The sequence below is a fragment of the Acinetobacter sp. 1424608 genome (genome assembly GCF_000588255.1).
In the GTDB taxonomy this organism is placed as follows: Bacteria; Pseudomonadota; Gammaproteobacteria; order Pseudomonadales; family Moraxellaceae; genus Acinetobacter; species Acinetobacter nosocomialis.
Genome location: NZ_JFXL01000018.1, coordinates 18118 through 35315 on the forward strand (window position 1 = coordinate 18118; position 17198 = coordinate 35315).

The 17198-nt window shown below is 38.9% G+C and carries 17 protein-coding genes; 9 read left to right on the plus strand and 8 right to left on the minus strand.

What is annotated here, in order from left to right; genetic code table 11:
• Positions 1 to 49 precede the first annotated feature (49 nt).
• Together J678_RS18990 and ubiG are read right to left on the minus strand one after the other, a co-directional pair.
• On the minus strand, positions 50 to 751 hold the full coding sequence (locus J678_RS18990; protein ID WP_016803557.1) for an HAD family hydrolase: 702 nt from the start codon (positions 749 to 751) through the stop codon (positions 50 to 52).
• Positions 748 to 1461 carry a bifunctional 2-polyprenyl-6-hydroxyphenol methylase/3-demethylubiquinol 3-O-methyltransferase UbiG gene (ubiG, locus tag J678_RS18995; protein WP_000080759.1) on the minus strand — a complete coding sequence of 238 codons (714 nt, stop codon included), beginning with the start codon at positions 1459 to 1461 and terminating at the stop codon, positions 748 to 750. Before ubiG ends, J678_RS18990 begins: the two co-directional genes overlap by 4 nt.
• Positions 1462 to 1640: 179 nt before the next feature.
• Between ubiG and J678_RS19000 the strand changes: the two genes are divergently transcribed.
• Positions 1641 to 2258, plus strand: coding sequence for a thiol:disulfide interchange protein DsbA/DsbL (locus J678_RS19000; RefSeq protein WP_002050528.1), 618 nt, complete (start codon positions 1641 to 1643; stop codon positions 2256 to 2258).
• Between the two features lie 78 nt (positions 2259 to 2336).
• Here J678_RS19000 and J678_RS19005 read toward each other — a convergent pair whose 3' ends face one another.
• Entirely contained in the window at positions 2337 to 2984 is a 648-nt protein-coding gene (locus tag J678_RS19005) for a TetR/AcrR family transcriptional regulator (protein ID WP_002050537.1), read from the minus strand.
• 136 nt (positions 2985 to 3120) lie between these two features.
• The gene (locus J678_RS19010) at positions 3121 to 3759 is read right to left on the minus strand and encodes a TetR family transcriptional regulator (protein WP_000027529.1); all 639 of its coding nucleotides are present in this window, start codon (positions 3757 to 3759) and stop codon (positions 3121 to 3123) included.
• A 173-nt stretch (positions 3760 to 3932) separates the two neighbouring features.
• On the opposite strand from J678_RS19010, the gene J678_RS19015 reads away from it, so the two are divergent.
• The 6 genes from J678_RS19015 to J678_RS23310 all read left to right on the plus strand — a co-directional run bounded on the left by J678_RS19015 (position 3933) and on the right by J678_RS23310 (position 10074).
• Positions 3933 to 4958: a ferredoxin reductase gene (locus tag J678_RS19015; protein WP_032027445.1), complete on the plus strand. Its 1026-nt coding sequence runs from the start codon at positions 3933 to 3935 to the stop codon at positions 4956 to 4958.
• 30 nt (positions 4959 to 4988) lie between these two features.
• Positions 4989 to 6131, plus strand: a complete 1143-nt coding sequence (locus tag J678_RS19020) for a fatty acid desaturase family protein (protein ID WP_080754091.1) — start codon at positions 4989 to 4991, stop codon at positions 6129 to 6131.
• Positions 6132 to 6289: 158 nt separating this feature from the next.
• Positions 6290 to 7006, plus strand: a complete 717-nt coding sequence (gene rph, locus J678_RS19025) for a ribonuclease PH (RefSeq protein ID WP_001217232.1) — start codon at positions 6290 to 6292, stop codon at positions 7004 to 7006.
• A gap of 133 nt (positions 7007 to 7139) precedes the next feature.
• Positions 7140 to 7271, plus strand: coding sequence for a hypothetical protein (locus tag J678_RS23950; RefSeq protein WP_255210327.1), 132 nt, complete (start codon positions 7140 to 7142; stop codon positions 7269 to 7271).
• 20 nt (positions 7272 to 7291) lie between these two features.
• A complete protein-coding gene (locus tag J678_RS19030) occupies positions 7292 to 9460 on the plus strand; it encodes a phosphocholine-specific phospholipase C (RefSeq protein ID WP_031956284.1) in 2169 nt (722 codons plus the stop codon).
• Between the two features lie 446 nt (positions 9461 to 9906).
• A complete protein-coding gene (locus J678_RS23310; protein ID WP_031956283.1) occupies positions 9907 to 10074 on the plus strand; it encodes a hypothetical protein in 168 nt (55 codons plus the stop codon).
• Here the strand turns inward: J678_RS23310 and nadC are convergent.
• Positions 10071 to 10916: a carboxylating nicotinate-nucleotide diphosphorylase gene (gene nadC, locus J678_RS19040; protein WP_031956282.1), complete on the minus strand. Its 846-nt coding sequence runs from the start codon at positions 10914 to 10916 to the stop codon at positions 10071 to 10073. The two genes, J678_RS23310 and nadC, sit on opposite strands and share 4 nt — an antisense overlap.
• Positions 10917 to 11087: 171 nt before the next feature.
• On the opposite strand from nadC, the gene ampD reads away from it, so the two are divergent.
• Both ampD and murJ read left to right on the plus strand, forming a co-directional pair.
• A complete protein-coding gene (gene ampD / locus J678_RS19045) occupies positions 11088 to 11657 on the plus strand; it encodes a 1,6-anhydro-N-acetylmuramyl-L-alanine amidase AmpD (protein WP_031956281.1) in 570 nt (189 codons plus the stop codon).
• A gap of 74 nt (positions 11658 to 11731) precedes the next feature.
• Positions 11732 to 13282: a murein biosynthesis integral membrane protein MurJ gene (murJ, locus tag J678_RS19050; RefSeq protein WP_171070758.1), complete on the plus strand. Its 1551-nt coding sequence runs from the start codon at positions 11732 to 11734 to the stop codon at positions 13280 to 13282.
• Between the two features lie 47 nt (positions 13283 to 13329).
• On the opposite strand, the gene J678_RS19055 is transcribed toward murJ, so the two are convergent.
• The 3 genes from J678_RS19055 to J678_RS19065 form a co-directional block, all read right to left on the minus strand.
• Complete coding sequence (locus J678_RS19055; RefSeq protein ID WP_031956279.1) at positions 13330 to 14025, minus strand: FKBP-type peptidyl-prolyl cis-trans isomerase; 696 nt, start codon at positions 14023 to 14025, stop codon at positions 13330 to 13332.
• A gap of 49 nt (positions 14026 to 14074) precedes the next feature.
• Positions 14075 to 14797: an FKBP-type peptidyl-prolyl cis-trans isomerase gene (locus J678_RS19060; protein WP_004884004.1), complete on the minus strand. Its 723-nt coding sequence runs from the start codon at positions 14795 to 14797 to the stop codon at positions 14075 to 14077.
• Between the two features lie 195 nt (positions 14798 to 14992).
• Complete coding sequence (locus J678_RS19065) at positions 14993 to 17188, minus strand: polysaccharide biosynthesis tyrosine autokinase (RefSeq protein WP_031956278.1); 2196 nt, start codon at positions 17186 to 17188, stop codon at positions 14993 to 14995.
• Between the last annotated feature and the right edge of the window lie 10 nt (positions 17189 to 17198).

The following is a 17198-nucleotide window of genomic DNA, read 5'->3' on the forward strand; positions in this document are numbered from 1 at the left end:
TTTTATACTGATATAAATAACCGTTAAAAAAGCCTGTAAAACTCTTGTGTTAACTTATCATACGCTGATTTTCCTGTAGAGCAGGAAGCTTTTGACGTAACATCTCGTGTAATTCTGTCACCGTATTTACAATCGAATCGGCTTGCCACGCGGCTAAATCATCACGATGTTCGATAGGTAAATAGCCGTATGCTGCCAAGATGGTATACATATTGGCATTGCGACCAGCATCAATATCACGTGGGTGATCGCCCACATAAATAATTTCATCAGCTGGAATATTTAACTGCTTTGCAGCCAAATACATCGGTTCTGGGTCTGGTTTAGTTTTAGAAACATCTTCCGGACACACTAAAACTGCACAGCGTTCAGTCAGGTTTAGCTTTTCTAGAAGAGATTCACTTAAACCACGTGGTTTATTGGTGACAATACCCCACGGTATTTGCTGGGCTTCCAACTCTGCTAAAAGCGGATACATCCCTTCAAATAGATCTGTATCGACGACAATATTATTACCATACATATCTAAAAAATTTTGTCGATGTGCCAAGAAGATTGGATTGGTTACATCCAGCTCTGGATAGACCAATTTGACCATGGCACGTGCACCTTCAGACACCTGAGTTCGAATAAGGTCTGCTTCTACAACAGGGCGTCTTGCATCACGACACATTTGTTGAATAATGCGAATAAAGTCGGCAGCGGTATCGATGAGAGTGCCGTCTAAATCAAATAAAACAGCTTTCATCATGCACCTGTCTTTACTGTATGAACCATATAGTTAACATCAACATTTGGTGCTAACCAATAACGCTTCGTAATTGGGTTGTAGTGCAAACCTGTCATTTCTTTTAAAGTTAAACCTGCATTACGAATGTCATGTGCCATTTCTGACGGGCGAATAAACTTGTGATAATCATGCGTACCTTTTGGTAGCATACGCAGTACGTATTCAGCACCAATAATGGCAAATAAATAAGATTTCGGGTTACGGTTAATAGTCGAGAAGAACACATGGCCGCCTGGTTTAACCAATGTCTGACATGCTTTCACAATGGATGCTGGGTCTGGAACGTGTTCCATCATTTCCATGCAAGTGACCACATCATATTGGCCTGCTTGTTCTTGCGCCAACTCTTCAACTGGAATTTGACGATATTCAATATTTTGAACATTTTCTTGTTGAGCATGCAAACGGCCTACGGCTAAAGGCGCTTCACCCATATCGATGCCGAGTACGTCTGCACCGCGGCGCGCCATGCTTTCAGCTAAAATACCGCCACCACAGCCAACATCAAGCACCTTTTTACCAGCAAGACCACCGGCACGTTCATCAATCCAATTTAAACGTAATGGGTTAATTTGATGGAGTGGGCGAAATTCAGAATGTTGATCCCACCATTTGGCAGCAAGAGCTTCAAATTTTGCGATTTCTTGTAAATCAACATTCAATTGCGACATGGTGCTACCTCTAAACTTGGGTTATCTTTTTGATGTAGTTCGCTGTTAGTGTAGCGATTATTGGGAAAAAAGCGATAAACCCAATAAAAAACTTCACAGAAGCAAAACGAATTTAGCATATTTGTTTTATATTTAGGGCATAAGCTAATGCATAACAACTTAGAGGAAAAGCTGTAACAATGAAAAAATTGGTTTTGGGTGGTTTGAGTGCAGCAATTATGGCCATATCGGGTAGTGCAATGGCAGCAGATTTCGTTGCTGGTAAAGACTACACCGTAATTGCCAATCCAGGCAAAGTGGAAGTACCGGGGAAAATCGAAGTTCGTGAGTTCTTTTGGTATGGTTGTCCGCACTGTTTTAAACTTGAACCGCATATGCAAGAATGGTTAAAACAGATTCCGAGCGATGTACGTTTCGTACGTACGCCAGCTGCCATGAACAAAGTGTGGGAACAAGGGGCACGTACTTACTATACATCTGAGGCATTAGGCGTACGTAAGCGCACGCATTTACCATTATTCCATGCAATTCAGGTGAATGGTCAGCAGATTTTTGACCAGGCTTCTGCGGCTAAATTCTTTACTCGTTACGGTGTGCCTGAACAAAAATTTAATAGCACTTACAACTCATTTGCAGTAACTGCAAAAGTTGCCGAGTCAAATAAACTTGCTCAACAGTACCAATTAACAGGCGTTCCTGCTGTAGTGGTAAATGGTAAGTATGTTGTACAGGGTGAAGATGGTAAAGTTACTCAAGTACTTAATTACTTAATTGAGAAAGAACGTAAAGCAAAATAATTTTGAGTGCGTTAGTAAAAGGGCTTCATCAGAAGCCCTTTTTTATAAAATTTATTTCATAATCACGAAATCATTCAATTAATTTTGAGAATTCTCGTCTTCAATCTGAAAATTTAGTGCATCAAAATTGGTGGTTTGGGTAGGTAGTGATAATGCTTGGTTAATATATAAATTAATTAATTTTTGGCGAGAACCAATCGAACGCTGATAATAAGTCGAATTTAAAAGTAGTGATGCGCCGTAAGTCAGTGACCAGATATAAGATAAATAGTCACGAATCGACATGTCATAATTTAATGATTTTAAATAACTTTCTGTAATATCTTTAATCGCTAAAATACGTTGCTGACGGATTTCATACAGCTCTTCAAAAAGATGCTTCAACTTAGACTCTGTCATCGTCAGATTTTCTTCAAGCTGATGCAATAAAATCGTTTTTCCCGGTGTGAGCAAATGGTGGAGCATGTAACGCGGAGCATACTCTTTAAAATCAGTATTATATTTTTGAGAAATTTCTAAAATTTGTTTTTCATTTTGAATAATGAGTTCAAGCAGAAGTTCATTTTTACTTCTAAAGTGTTTATAAAGCGTACCTTTTGCGATATCTAGCTCGGCCACTAATTCATCTAGAGTAATTTCCTGATTGTTTTCTAGTAACAATTTTTCTGCAACGCTTAGAATTTTTTCTTTGCGCATCAAAAATTGTGTATGACGATCAAGATTCATAGGTATTCCCACACCAGTTTGGCCTAACGAATAGTTTACTTCCTGTAAAAAGAAAAAGACTTTTCTAGAAATTTTAGCCTTTTTCTTTCACTCTTTACGTATTAACACATAACCTGTTTTTTGTCATTTGCCAGTTTTACCGTTCCCAGTTAGCAATGCCTCTAAACAGTAAGCGAACTTGTGTAGACGCATTTTCAATAAATGCGGTTTGTTGCTGTTTAAGTTGCTCACCTTGATATTGTTTGGCGAGGTTGAGCCACGTCATTGCCCATGTAAATGACATATTGGTCAAAATGGTAGATAAGACATTTAAGTCTTGAGGGTTTTGAATATGTTTAAAATTTTCGAGTTTAGTCAGATCTGTTGTTAGATCTTCAATTAAAAATTCAATTTCTCTAGCAATGGCTGCACGAACGGTTTCGGAACCTCCCCAACGTTCAGCAATCATAAATTGCCACTGTTTAGGGCTATGGTTCACTGCTTGTACAAATAATTCAATACTGGTTTGGGTTTTAGCAGATTTGTGCTGTAAATAACTTTGGCCGAGTTGATGTAAAACGCTTTTTAAATGTAGGGCAACTTGGTCAACCAATTCTTTCCCAAGTTCATCCATGTCTTGAAAATGACGATAGAACGCAGTTGGCACTAAACCTACTTCACGTGCAACTTCACGCAAACTAATACTACTGAACGAACGCCCAGACGTGCTTAGATGCAAGGCTGCATCGAGAAGTGCCTGACGACTTTGCTGTTTTCGTTCATCCCGTATCGACATTAAAAAAACCTATTTAAACCGTGAGCCAAAGTCTAACAAAAAAGAGCAAACTTTCATAAAAAAAATAGTGAACAAGTGTTGACTGAGTGAACACTTATAAATATAGTGTACATATGTTCACTATATGAACATGTGTTCACTCAAATAAATAGCCAGAAACAAAAGAGGAACGTATGAACGCAACACTTAACTATCAACCGCATTGGGTTCGAGAAGATTTCGTTGATTTTATTTTGCAAAAAATTAACGTGTCTTGGGCTTGGAAAAGGGTACTTGCAGAAGTTACCGCTGTTCAGCCGCTTCATACCGATATGGTGCTCATTAGACTTAAACCGAATCGTAATTTTAATTTCGATCAGGTTTGTGCGGGACAAAGTATTCTATTGACGTTGCTTATCGATGGCGTTTATCAACAACGTAGCTATTCGATTATTGAAGTAACCACTCAAGGTGAAATCACTTTAGGTATTAAAGTACAAGGCTTGGTGTCTCGTGCAGCTCAACTGTTACATGTGGGTGAGTGTGTTGAGATTTCACAGCCACAAGGTGATTTTACTTTGCATGAAGGTCAGCAGCCTGCAATTTTAATTGCATCAGGAAGTGGTATTACTGCAATTTATTCACTCTTGCAGCAAGCTTTAAGACAGCAGCTTGAACAAATTCATGTCATTTATTTTAATCGTGCGGAAATTTTTCATGCTGCATTAAAAGCTTTGGCAGAGCAGTACCCACAGCTTCAGTATCATTTTTTTAATACTACCGAGCAAAAGCAGCATTTAACTGAAAGCCTACTACAAAAGCTTGTTCCAGATTTTGCGCAGACTGCGACCTATATATGTGGGCACCACGGCATGATGCAGCAGGCGAATGAAATTTATGTGCAAAAAGGAGCTCAGTCTCAGCTTCACCAAGAATATTTCCAACCACTTCAAGTGACTGGTACACATGCAGCACAGCCTGTTATTTTCCGCCGTGCTCAACACGAATTTTTAGCTGAAACAAATTTACTGAGCAGTGCAGAGCAGGCGGGACTACGTCCGCAACATGGCTGCCGTATGGGGGGTTGTAATAAATGCAGTTGTACCAAAGTGAGCGGGGTCACTCAAAACCTGTTAACAGGCGAAATTGAAGACCAACCGAATCGTCCAATTAAACTATGCGTGAGCCAGGCATTAAGCCCAGTCACGATTGATCTATAAAAAGAATTACAGAGGATTAACCCTATGAATATGGCATTAGAATTTTCTACTGTTTCTAAATCTGCTCATTTAACACCGGAACAAACTGAAGAGTTTGGCCGCCGTGTTGAACAGATTCGACAAGATGTTATGAAAAGTCTTGGTGAGCAAGATGCAAAATATATCTACAAAGTCCGTAACTTTGTTCGCTATACCGAAATCGCATCACGTGGCATGTTGATGTTTGGTGGCTGGATTCCACCTGTCTGGTTATTGGGTACAGGTTTACTAGGTATTTCTAAAATCGTAGAAAACATGGAACTTGGTCATAACGTGATGCACGGTCAGTTTGACTGGTTAAATGAGCCAAGTCTGAATGGTAATACCTATGATTGGGATACCATTGCCTCTGGTGATGACTGGCGTGAAACACACAACTATGTACACCACACCTACACCAATATTGTCGGTAAAGACCACGATGTCGGATATGGAATTTTACGAGTAAGTGATCAACAAAAGTGGGAACCTCGTCACCTGTTTAATATTCCACTCGGTCTACAGTTAATGTTTTTCTTTGAATGGTATGTAGGTGTACAAAACTTACATCTTGAAGATGCATTAGTTTATAAAACCAAGAGTTGGAAACAGGTTTGGAAAGATTCTGCTAAAGTCCGTAAAAAAGCCACACGCCAAGTTTTAAAAGACTATGTATTTTTCCCTGTGATCTCTGGCCCTATGTTTTTACCGGTTTTTGCGGGAAATGTAGTTGCCAATATTATTCGTAACTTATGGTCATCAGCTGTGATTTTTAATGGTCATTTCACTGAAGACGCAGAAACGTTTGAGCCGGATAATACCGACACTGAAACCAAGGCAGAGTGGTATTTACGTCAGATTCGTGGTTCAAGTAATTTTAGTGGTACAGAATGGCTTCATTTTATGAGTGGTAACTTAAGCCATCAAATTGAACACCATTTATTTCCAGATATGCCAGCTAATCGCTATAAAGAAGTAGCACCGAAAATTAAGGCACTCTGTGCAGAATATGGTATTAACTACAACGAAGCGAACTTTATGCGCCAGTTCTGGAGTGTATGGGTGCGTTTAGCAAAATGCTCATTACCAAACCATACAACTGCAAAAGTGATGCAGACATTAGAAAAATTAAAAGCAAAATTCAAATTTGCCTAATCGATAGACCAATAAATAGCTCCTAAAAAGGGGCTATTTTTATTTTTAAGTCATGAAAAGTGCAGACTTACATTTGAAAGTAGGGAATAAACTCAACCTGTCAAAATCCTTTGCTATACTATGCCCAAGTTTGTATTTAAGAGAATTTAGGAAGGATTATGCGTATTGACCAACGTGCATTAGACCAATTACGTGAAGTGAAAATTACACGAAACTACACCCGTTATGCTGAAGGTTCTGTGCTGGTCGAATTTGGTCACACCAAAGTCCTTTGTACTGCAAGCATTGATAACTCAGTGCCACGCTTTTTAAAAGGCCAAGGTCAAGGCTGGGTAACAGCAGAATATGGCATGTTACCGCGTTCAACACACTCACGTTGTGACCGTGAGGCTGCTCGTGGTAAACAAACTGGTCGTACTCAAGAGATCCAACGTCTCATTGGCCGTAGCTTACGTGCGATGGTTGATTTGAAAAAGCTGGGTGAAAATACCATTACCATCGACTGCGATGTCATTCAGGCAGATGGCGGTACACGTACTGCTTCAATCACTGGTGCTGCTGTAGCATTGGTTGATGCGATGAATGTTTTACTTGCGCAGAAAAAAATCAAGCAAGATCCCCTTAAAGGCTTAGTTGCTGCAATTTCTGTAGGCATGTATCAAGACGAAGTATTGCTTGATCTTTGCTATGAAGAAGATTCGAATTGTCAAACTGACTTAAACGTAGTAATGACACAAGCTGGCGAGTTTATTGAAATTCAAGGTACAGCGGAAGACAAACCGTTTACCCGTGCTCAAAGCAATGCCATGTTAGAAATGGCTGAAAAAGGAATTGCCGAGCTGATTAAAAAGCAACAAGAAGCTTTAGGCTGGTAATTTCAAGTTATCTAAAAAACGCATCTTCGGATGCGTTTTTTTATGCCTTCATCAAATCGACATAAAAACATCACTTGTCTGTCACCTTTTCACTTTATTAGTAGTTCGCATTTAAACCGTTTGGAAAAAATCAATGCGAAAATTTTCACTTTTATTAATTACATCTTTAGCGCTTATGCTCAGTGCTTGTAACGATGACAACAACTCAGATAATTCATCGCCAACACCACCAACCAGCAATTGCAAAATGCACTGTGCACCATAATAAAAATTAAGGATGAAAAAATGAATCGTCGCGAATTTCTTTTAAATTCTACAAAAACTATGTTTGGGACAGCCGCTCTGGCAAGTTTTCCGCTAAGTATTCAAAAAGCGCTGGCTATTGATGCGAAAGTTGAAAGTGGAACTATTCAAGATGTTAAACACATCGTGATTTTGACTCAGGAAAACCGTTCATTTGATAATTATTTCGGAACATTAAAAGGTGTACGTGGTTTTGGTGACCGTTTTACCATTCCTATGACAGAAAGCCGCAAGGTGTGGGAACAATACGATGCTAAGAAAAATAAAGTACTGCCATACCATTTAGATAGCCGTTTAGGAAATGCTCAGCGTGTTTCAGGTACACCTCACTCATGGTCTGATGGCCAAGCTGCTTGGGACAATGGTCGTATGAGTGATTGGGTAGCATATAAAAAACCGCAGTCGATGGGCTATTACAAAAAGCAAGAAGTTGAATATCAATTTGCCTTAGCAAATGCTTTTACGATTTGTGACGCGTACCACTGCGCTATGCATGCGGGAACCAACCCGAATCGTAAATTTATTTGGACGGGAACTAATGGACCTACAGGGGCAGGTGTTGCGAGTGTGGTCAACGAATTTGATGGCATTGGCCCATCAACAGAAGGTTATGAATGGACGACTTATCCTGAGCGTTTACAGCAAGCTGGCGTGACATGGAAAGTTTATCAAAACATGCCGGATAACTTTACCGATAACCCCTTAGCTGGTTTCAAACAGTATCGCCGTGCAAATGAGCAATCTGGTCAGCCAGTCAGTAACGATACGCTCACCTGTCCAGCATATGATGAAAAAATCGATGCGGCTCAACCACTTTATAAAGGTATTGCCAATACCATGCCAGACGGTGGTTTTCTAGGAACTTTTAAAGCTGATATTGCTCAGGGTAAATTACCGCAAGTGAGTTGGTTAGTTGCTCCTGCAACTTACAGTGAACATCCAGGGCCATCTAGTCCTGTGCAAGGCGCTTGGTATATTCAGGAAGTATTAAATGCGTTAACTGAAAATGCTGAGTTGTGGAGTCAAACCGTTTTATTGGTGAACTTCGATGAAAATGACGGTTTCTTTGACCATGTTCCTTCACCAAGTGCACCGTCTAAAGATGCAAATGGTGTTGTATATGGAAAAACCACTTTAACGGATCAGCAAGTATCTTATGAGTACTTTAACCATCCAGCAGTAGCGACTTCGAAATCTCAACCTAAGCCAGATGGTCGAGTGTATGGTCCGGGTGTACGTGTTCCAATGTACGTGATTTCACCATGGAGCCGTGGAGGATGGGTAAATTCTCAAGTCTTTGACCATACTTCTATTTTACAGTTCTTGGAAAAACGCTTTGGTGTGCAAGAGCCGAATATTAGCCCATACCGCCGTGCTGTATGTGGTGATTTAACAACGGCTTTTAATTTTAAAACACCGAATCTTTTGCCTGTTGCTGAACTAGATGGGAAGAAAACCAAAGCCGAAGCCGATGCGATTCGTGTTGCTCAAGCTTTATTGCCCCAAGTTCCTGTTCCGAGCCAGCAGCAATTTCCGCAGCAGGAAATGGGGATTCGACCATCACGTGCTTTGCCATATATTTTGCACACCAGTGCCAAAGTTGATGGCACTCAAAAAACAGTTAAATTGATGTTCTCTAATACGGGTAAACAGGCAGCCGTTTTCCATGTGTATAACCGATTGGATCTAACGTCAATTCCACGCCGTTATATGGTTGAGGCGGGGAAACAGCTTGATGACGTGTGGAATACTATCAATGGACAGTACGATTTATGGGTACTTGGACCAAATGGTTTCCACCGTGCGTTTAAAGGTAATTTGAGCCAAGTTAACCAAACTCAAGCGTTACCGGAAATTAGAGTATGTGTGGAAGAGTGTGATGCGAATTTGTATTTAAAAGTGCGTCATGATGGCAGTAAGTCAGTTAAGCTCACAGTCAAAGCAAATGCTTATCTACCAAATAAAACATGGACTATAGAAACGAATAGTTCTGAAAAAGAATTGGTTTGGGATATGTCTGAATTTGGTGGTTGGTATGACTTTACGGTGACATTAGCTGATGATGCAACGTTTAGTCGCCGTTTTGCAGGACGTATAGAAACTCAAGAAGATTCAATTTCTGATCCTTATATGGGTTATTTCGAATCTTAGATTGGTAAGTTATTTCCCTTAATGAAGATATTGAAATTTATTTCTCATTAATTGGTGCTAAAAGTCATCTGCAACCTGTCTATAATCTATAAGAATCTTATTTTTGCAACAAAATAGGATAGAGGATGAAAGTGGGCAGGTTTTGCAGATGACAATGCCTTTGGTTACTTTGGGCAAAACCAAAGTAACAGAATGAGCTGTTGGCAAAAAAAATTCTAAGCGATAAGACTCTGTCGCGTAGGCTGAATAGAGAAAAGAGATATCCATGTCACGATAGTAAATAAAAGGGAGTTATGCTGTTTATATAAAATACTATGTGGGAAGATGCTGTCGTATAGATGAATAATAAAAATAAAGGCTTACCTTTTGTAACAGAATCTCCTAAGCCTGGTCATATTTATCTTTTACCTTGAAACCCTAATTTTTTAAAGTGATGGGGAAAGTTTATGCTACAAGGTTTTATTGTATTATTAGCAGTAGTTACATTTGTTTTAATGGCTGCCGACCCACGAGATAACGGGGCACAAGCGACTCAGTCAGCATGGCAAAAAATACAAGCAGCAGACATGACCAAGTCGCAAAAAAATACCAAGAATGACGTGGATTTTATTTAAGCATTAAAACGCATTGATAAATCAACGGCTTTGACGTCTTTAGTCAATACGCCCATAGAAATATAGTCGACACCAGTCGTCGCTACTTCACGTAAGTTTTCAATAGTGATATTGCCCGAAGCTTCGAGTTTACAGCGACCCGCCACGTGTTTTACAGCATCTATCATTTGTTGTTGGCTAAAGTTGTCGAGCATGACAATATCTGCACCTGCTTCAAGTGCTTGGTTTAGCTCATCCCAAGTTTCAACTTCGACTTCAACAGGTTTGCTTGGTGCAATTTGATGTGCTTTTGCTATCGCTTGGGCAATACCGCCCGCTGCCATAATATGGTTTTCTTTAATTAAGAATGCATCAAATAAACCGAGGCGGTGATTTTGTCCGCCGCCGACGGTTACTGCGTATTTTTGTGCAATGCGTAAGCCCGGTAAAGTTTTACGTGTATCGAGAAGTTTTGTATTTAAACCTTCAAGATGTTGAACATATTCAGCAGTTTTTGTAGCCACAGCCGATAATGTTTGAATAAAGTTTAGAGCAGGGCGCTCTACTGTAAGTAAGCTACGTGCAGAACCTGCAAGCTTTAAAAAGGCTTCATTTGCAGCAACACGGTCACCTTCTTGTTTTAACCAAGTCACCTGTACAGTGTTGTCATAAGCTGAGATGAGAGCATTAACCCATGGCTGTCCAGCTAAAACCATATCTTCACGGCTAATAATGGTTGCAGTGGCCTGCTCATCTTCAGGTGTGAGCATAGCGGTAATGTCACCGTCCCCAATATCTTCTTGTAATGCTTGTTGAATATTGATTTGAATTGACTGTTCAAGCAAAGACTGAGGTATGCTCATACGGTTTCCATTTTGTCGATGACCCTAAAACTTGCGATATATTAGCACCGTCGACTTTAAAAATAAGCTGTTTTATTCGTTTAATCGCGATAAACAATCGTACTGACTACTCTGAAAAGCATATAACTGTTTTAAACTAAAACAATTGGCAAGCAATTTATTGGCATCTCAATGAAGCAAATCACACCGTATGAAGTTATAGATGGGCAGTTAAAAGGGGCGAGACAAGTTCCTTCTCCAAATTTTAACCAGCGTCCGGCTGGTACCGAAATTCAAATGATTGTGGTTCATAATATTAGCTTGCCACCTTCTCAATTTGGGGGAGGCTATATTGAGCAGTTTTTCCAAAATAAATTAGATTGGTCCGTACATCCCTATTTTCAGACTATTGAAGGGATGCAGGTCTCTACGCACCTGTTAATTTTACGAACAGGTGAGGTCCTACAGTTTGTTAATTTTAATGATCGTGCATGGCACGCAGGGCGTTCGAGCTATTTAGCCAAAGTTGAATGCAATGATTATTCAATTGGTATTGAGCTTGAAGGAAGTGATGATTTACCTTTTGAAGAAATACAGTACAGCATACTAACAGATGTGGTTAGGGCTATTCGCCAAGCTTACCCTGAAATTAAGAATCATATTGCAGGGCATTCAGACATTGCACCGGGCCGAAAAACCGATCCGGGTCCTTATTTTAAATGGCAGCATTTTAGACAACTGTTAACACAGAAAAAAACTTGAGTTCATTCATCATTTCACAACGAAAAGATTTTCTAGTTTCATTACAATAGCGACTTTCGAATATATAGCTGTAGGTGAGTACGATGGCATTATGGCGATCGACTTTTATTGTCAGTGCGATGACGATGTTGTCACGTGTGTTGGGGTTGGTACGAGATGTCGTATTACTCAACGTGTTTGGTGCGGGTAAAGATTTCGATACCTTCGTTGTGGCTTTTCGTATTCCCAATTTCTTTCGACGATTGTTTGCCGAAGGAGCTTTTTCTCAGGCTTTTATTCCGGTACTAACCGAATATAAAACAGGCCGAGCACATGCTGAAGTTCAAATCCTGATTAGTCGGGTATTTGGTTGCTTACTCACGGTCATGACCTTACTCACTTTTGTGGCTATGGTGTTAGCTCCGGCGATCATCTATATGTATGCGCCGGGCTTCCATAATGACCCTGAAAAGTTCGATTTAGCGGTCAGCATGTTCCGTCTGACTATTCCATATTTAATGTTTATGTCATTGACTGCTTTTGCCAGCAGTATCTTAAACAGTTATGGTTCTTTTGCTTCCCCAGCTTTTTCACCTGTATTGCTCAATGTAGCAATGATTGCTGGCGCATGGTGGCTTACGCCATATATGGCTGAGCCAATTAAAGCATTAGGATGGTCAGTTGTAGCAGCGGGTATTTTACAGTTAGCTGTACAAATTCCTGAGTTATGGCGTAAAAACCTCCTAATTCCACCTAAAGTTGATTTTAAACACGAGGGTGTAGAACGTATTTTAAAATTAATGCTTCCTGCATTATTTGGCGTATCTGTAACTCAGATTAACCTGTTGTTAAATACAATTTGGGCATCTTTCATGCAAGATGGTTCGGTATCTTGGCTCTATAGTGCTGAGCGTATGACGGAACTACCTTTAGGTTTAATTGGTGTTGCGATTGGTACAGTGATTTTACCTTCGCTTTCAGCACGCCATGCTGAGCAAGATCAAGAAAAGTTCCGCGGTATGATCGACTGGGCAGCAAAAGTTATTGTATTGGTGGGATTACCAGCAAGTATTGCCTTATTTATGCTTTCTACACCGATTATTCAGGCTCTATTCCAACGTGGTGAGTTTGACCTACATGACACTCAAATGACTGCACTTGCATTGCAATGTATGAGTGCTGGTGTAATTTCCTTTATGTTAATTAAGGTATTTGCACCGGGTTTCTATGCTCAGCAAGATACTAAAACACCAGTTCGTGTGGGTTTAATGTCTGTTGCCGCAAATGCTATTTTAAACGTTGTATTTATTGGATTCTTTAAACTAATCCATTGGCAGGCTGAACATATGGCGCTTGCGTTGGCATCTTCTGGTTCAGCTTTGGTAAATGCTGGTTTGCTCTACTTCTATCTACATAAGCGTAATATTTTTCGATTCGGCTCACATTGGAAAAAACTGATTCTTCAATATGGATTGGCAAACCTTGCCATGATCGCAGCGCTTTGGTTTGGGTTAAATTGGTATAACGGCGAGCTTTCTCAATGGATCCGCATTGCTGAGGTCGCAGGTCTATGCGTAGTAGGCGTAATCGCTTACTTAATTGGCTTACTGGTTAGTGGCTTTAGACCAATAGATTTAAAACACTAAAATAAAAAAGCGATCAATTTAGATCGCTTTTTTTATATTTTAGAGGATTACTTTGGCAAAACTTGTAGCAATTCAATATCAAAAATTAACGTACTATTTGGACCGATACTATCACCAGCACCTACTTCACCATAAGCAAGTTTAGCTGGAATGAAGAAACGGGTTTTACCACCTTCTTTCATTGTTTGTAAGCCTTCTTTCCAGCCGGCAATAACCTGATTTAATTGGAAATCTACAGGATGATTGCGTGCAATTGAGCTATCAAAAACAGTCCCGTCAAGTAAACGACCTTCATAGTTGACTTTTACGCGAGAAGTAGCTTTAGGTGTTTTACCAGAACCTTCTTTTAATACCTGATATTGCAAACCCGATTTAGTTGTAATCACACCAGATTTTTTCGCATTTTCAGCGAGAAAAGCAGCGCCAGCCTGAGCATTTTGTTGCCCTAGTTTTTGAAACTCAACGAGCTGTTTAGCTTCCAAAGTTTTCTTATACTCATTAATTGCTTTAGCCATTTCTTCGTCTGTCAAGCGTGCAGTTTTTTTCTGTGCACCTTCTTGAAGGCCTTGATAAAAGATATCAAGATTTAAATCTGTTAATGCATCAGTATTATTACGACCCATTAAATAGCCATAACTATAACTAAACTGATCTTTTGCTGGGCTTTTATTTGTTACAGGTGTCGCGGCAATAACAGATAAACTCATTGTTGATGCAGCAATAACCAAACTGATTTTTTTCATGCCATTTTCCAAAAAAACAGGAGAGCATAATGACTCTCCTGGATTGTTATTATTTCACTGAAATGAGTTCAACATCAAAAATCAGTGTACTGTTTGCTGGGATCCCCGGAAGTTCTTGTGGACCGTATGCAAGGTTTGATGGGATAAAGAAAGTTGCTTTTCCGCCTTCTTTCATGAGCTGAAGACCTTCAGTCCAACCCGGAATGACCTGATTAAGTGGGAATTCAACAGGCTGACCACGTTTATAGGAACTATCAAAAACCTGACCATTAATTAAACGGCCTTCATAATGTACTTTAACAACGGACTGGGCTGTTGGCTGTTTACCGGTACCTTCTTTCGTAATGATATATTGCAAGCCTGATGCTGTAGTTTTTACTCCAGCTTTAGTTTTGTTTTCTGCAAGGAACTGTGCGTCTGCAGATTCAGAGGCTGTACCCGCGTGCTCTTGTTTATCTTGATGCTGCATTTTTTGTTGTAACTCTTTTTCATAAGCTGCAACAGCTGCTTTTAAATCTTCTTGAGTATAAGCACTTGGTTGCTTGCCACGAGCATCATGGATCCCTTGAACAAAGGCCTTAGTGTCCAATTCTGGAGGAGTTTGTTGCGCAACTTCATAACCAAGAACATAACTGATTTTTTGAATTGGAGAAGCATTTTTGTCTGCTTTACGTCCGACTTCTGTGGTCGGATGTTGAGTTGCATAATATACAGGTACAAGTGCAGCACCGCCTAAAACTACAGCGACAGCAATGGGTAAGGCTTTACTCATAAAAGGTTCCAAAAATAATCATTTGAGTCTAAAAGGCTGCTTTGATCTTAGCATGCTTCGACTTAAGCATAGAATGTTTAACAAAAAAAACGAGTGGTTTTTTTATATATTTTAGTTAGTTTTAATTTGGCGAAACTTAAAAAATCAAATAAAAAAACCGGATCATTTGACCCGGCTTTTTAAGAAAACTTTTAATTAATCTTCTTTTTGTGCTTTATAGGCATAAGCGTAGTTATAGCCATAACCACCGCCACTAGAGCGTTGAATATCATTAAGGATAAAGCCATTCACTTTAACACCAGCTTGTTCAAAACGGTTAACGGTTAATTCAAGCTCTTTCATATGAGATTTGATGTAACGGGCAACAATTAAGTTCACACCTGTATACTGTGAAATAATAATACCGTCAGTGACTGCAAGTACTGGTGGCGTATCAATAATGATGTGATCATATTGGGTCTGTAGTTGCTCAAGTAATTCTTTAAATTGTGTAGAACTCAACATTTCTGAAGGATTTGTTGGACTCTTACCACGAGTAATCACATCAAGATTAGCAACTTGCGTTTTATGTAAAACTTGTGTCAAGTCAGCTTGCCCACTTAATAGCTCAGAAAGACCAGGTTTCACATCAACATCGAAGTATTTGTGCATATAGCCACGACGCATATCAGCATCAATCAATAATACGCGTTTATTTCCTTGTGCAAAAATAGTAGCCAAGTTAGTTGAAATAAACGATTTACCGACTTCTGGAGATGGTCCTGCAATCATAATAATATTATTTTTTGCTGAGGTTAATGCGAAGTGAATAGCAGTACGAATACTACGTAGACTTTCAATTGCAATATCATCACTATTTTTAACTGCCAAAATAGGAATACTCTTTTTCTTCTTCAAAATACTCATTCGAGTTTCTTGAATAGGGGAGCGAGGTACTGTTGCATAAACTGGAAGATCTAGTTCATTTTCAATTTGAGCAGAATCTTTAACTCCACTACGCATCATATTGCGTAATAATGCAATTAATACACCAATAAACCCGCCAGCTAATATTGAAAGAATTAGGACAATCAATTTCTGAGGCTTAATCGGTTTAACTGGTTCTACTGCAGTATCAATAATCCGTACATTACCAATCTCGCCAGCATTGGCGATCTTAAGTTGCTGATAAGAATTAAGTAAAGATGTATATAATTCAGTATTTACTTTTACATCACGATAAAGTTGTAAATATAAACGTTGTGTTTCTGGAAGTTGCGTTAAACGATTGTTAAGATCACCAATCTTTTTATTAATCTCTGCAATTTGCGCATCAATTTGCAAGATTAATGGGTGATCATTGGTATATTTAGCAGAAAGTTCAGCTTGCTTTTGCTGTAACTCTATCTTAAGTTTTTCTAGATCAATATTTTGTTTAAGTAATAGTTCCGATTCGGCATTCACATCCACTGTTCTATATTTTTCACGGAACTGGTTAAATTTGATCTCGGAATCCTCTAGCTGCTTTTTAAGCTCTGGTAGTTGCTTTTCAAGGAATGCTAGTGTTTGTTTAGACTCTAAAGACTTTCGTTCAATATTTTGTTCATGATAAACATTTAAGACATTATTAAGTACTTGAGTGATATGTTCTGGATCTTGACCTGAATAACTTAAACCAATAACGCCAGTCATTTTACCTTTCTCGGCAATTTTATAAATAGCATTAAATTGATTTACAGCTGTTAGTAAAGAGAGTTTGATTAAAGTATAACTTTGCTCTTTAATATTACCTTGAGTGTTGATTTTTACCTGCCATAACCCTTTGTTTGTATTTAATATATTGTTTTTATTTAACACACCAGTAAATACAATTTGATCATTAGAAATCAGATTAAAGCGATTAGCATCTTTAAACTCTAATTTTAAAGGCTTATCTAAATAATATTCTGGTACATTAAGCTGATTTACAATTAAACTATAGTCTTTTTTCGAATAAATTACGGCGTCATGACGATACTCAAGTTTACTTTTACCTTGTGTGATTAGTTTAGCTGTGAATCCAGATTGATTATCTTTGATTTTAATATCAAGGTTAAGATTATGGATAACTTGTCCCAAAACCATCCGAGATTTCAAAATCTCAATTTCTGCATCAGTTGGAGATTTTTGACCTAAGCCACCAGTCACTTTAGATAGATCACCTAGTAGGGCAGCAGAAGCAGCTCCTTTACTATCTTCTACCTGTACCATTGCATCTACTGCGTATGTATCGGGCGTTATACGTAAATATAGCAATGCACAAATTAAACTTAAGATTACACAACATGCAATAATTTTCCACTGTGCAATCAACGAAAAGAATAACTCTTTTAAATCAATGCTATCTTCGTTGGTTTTAGAGTTTTGATTCATAAATTTACAA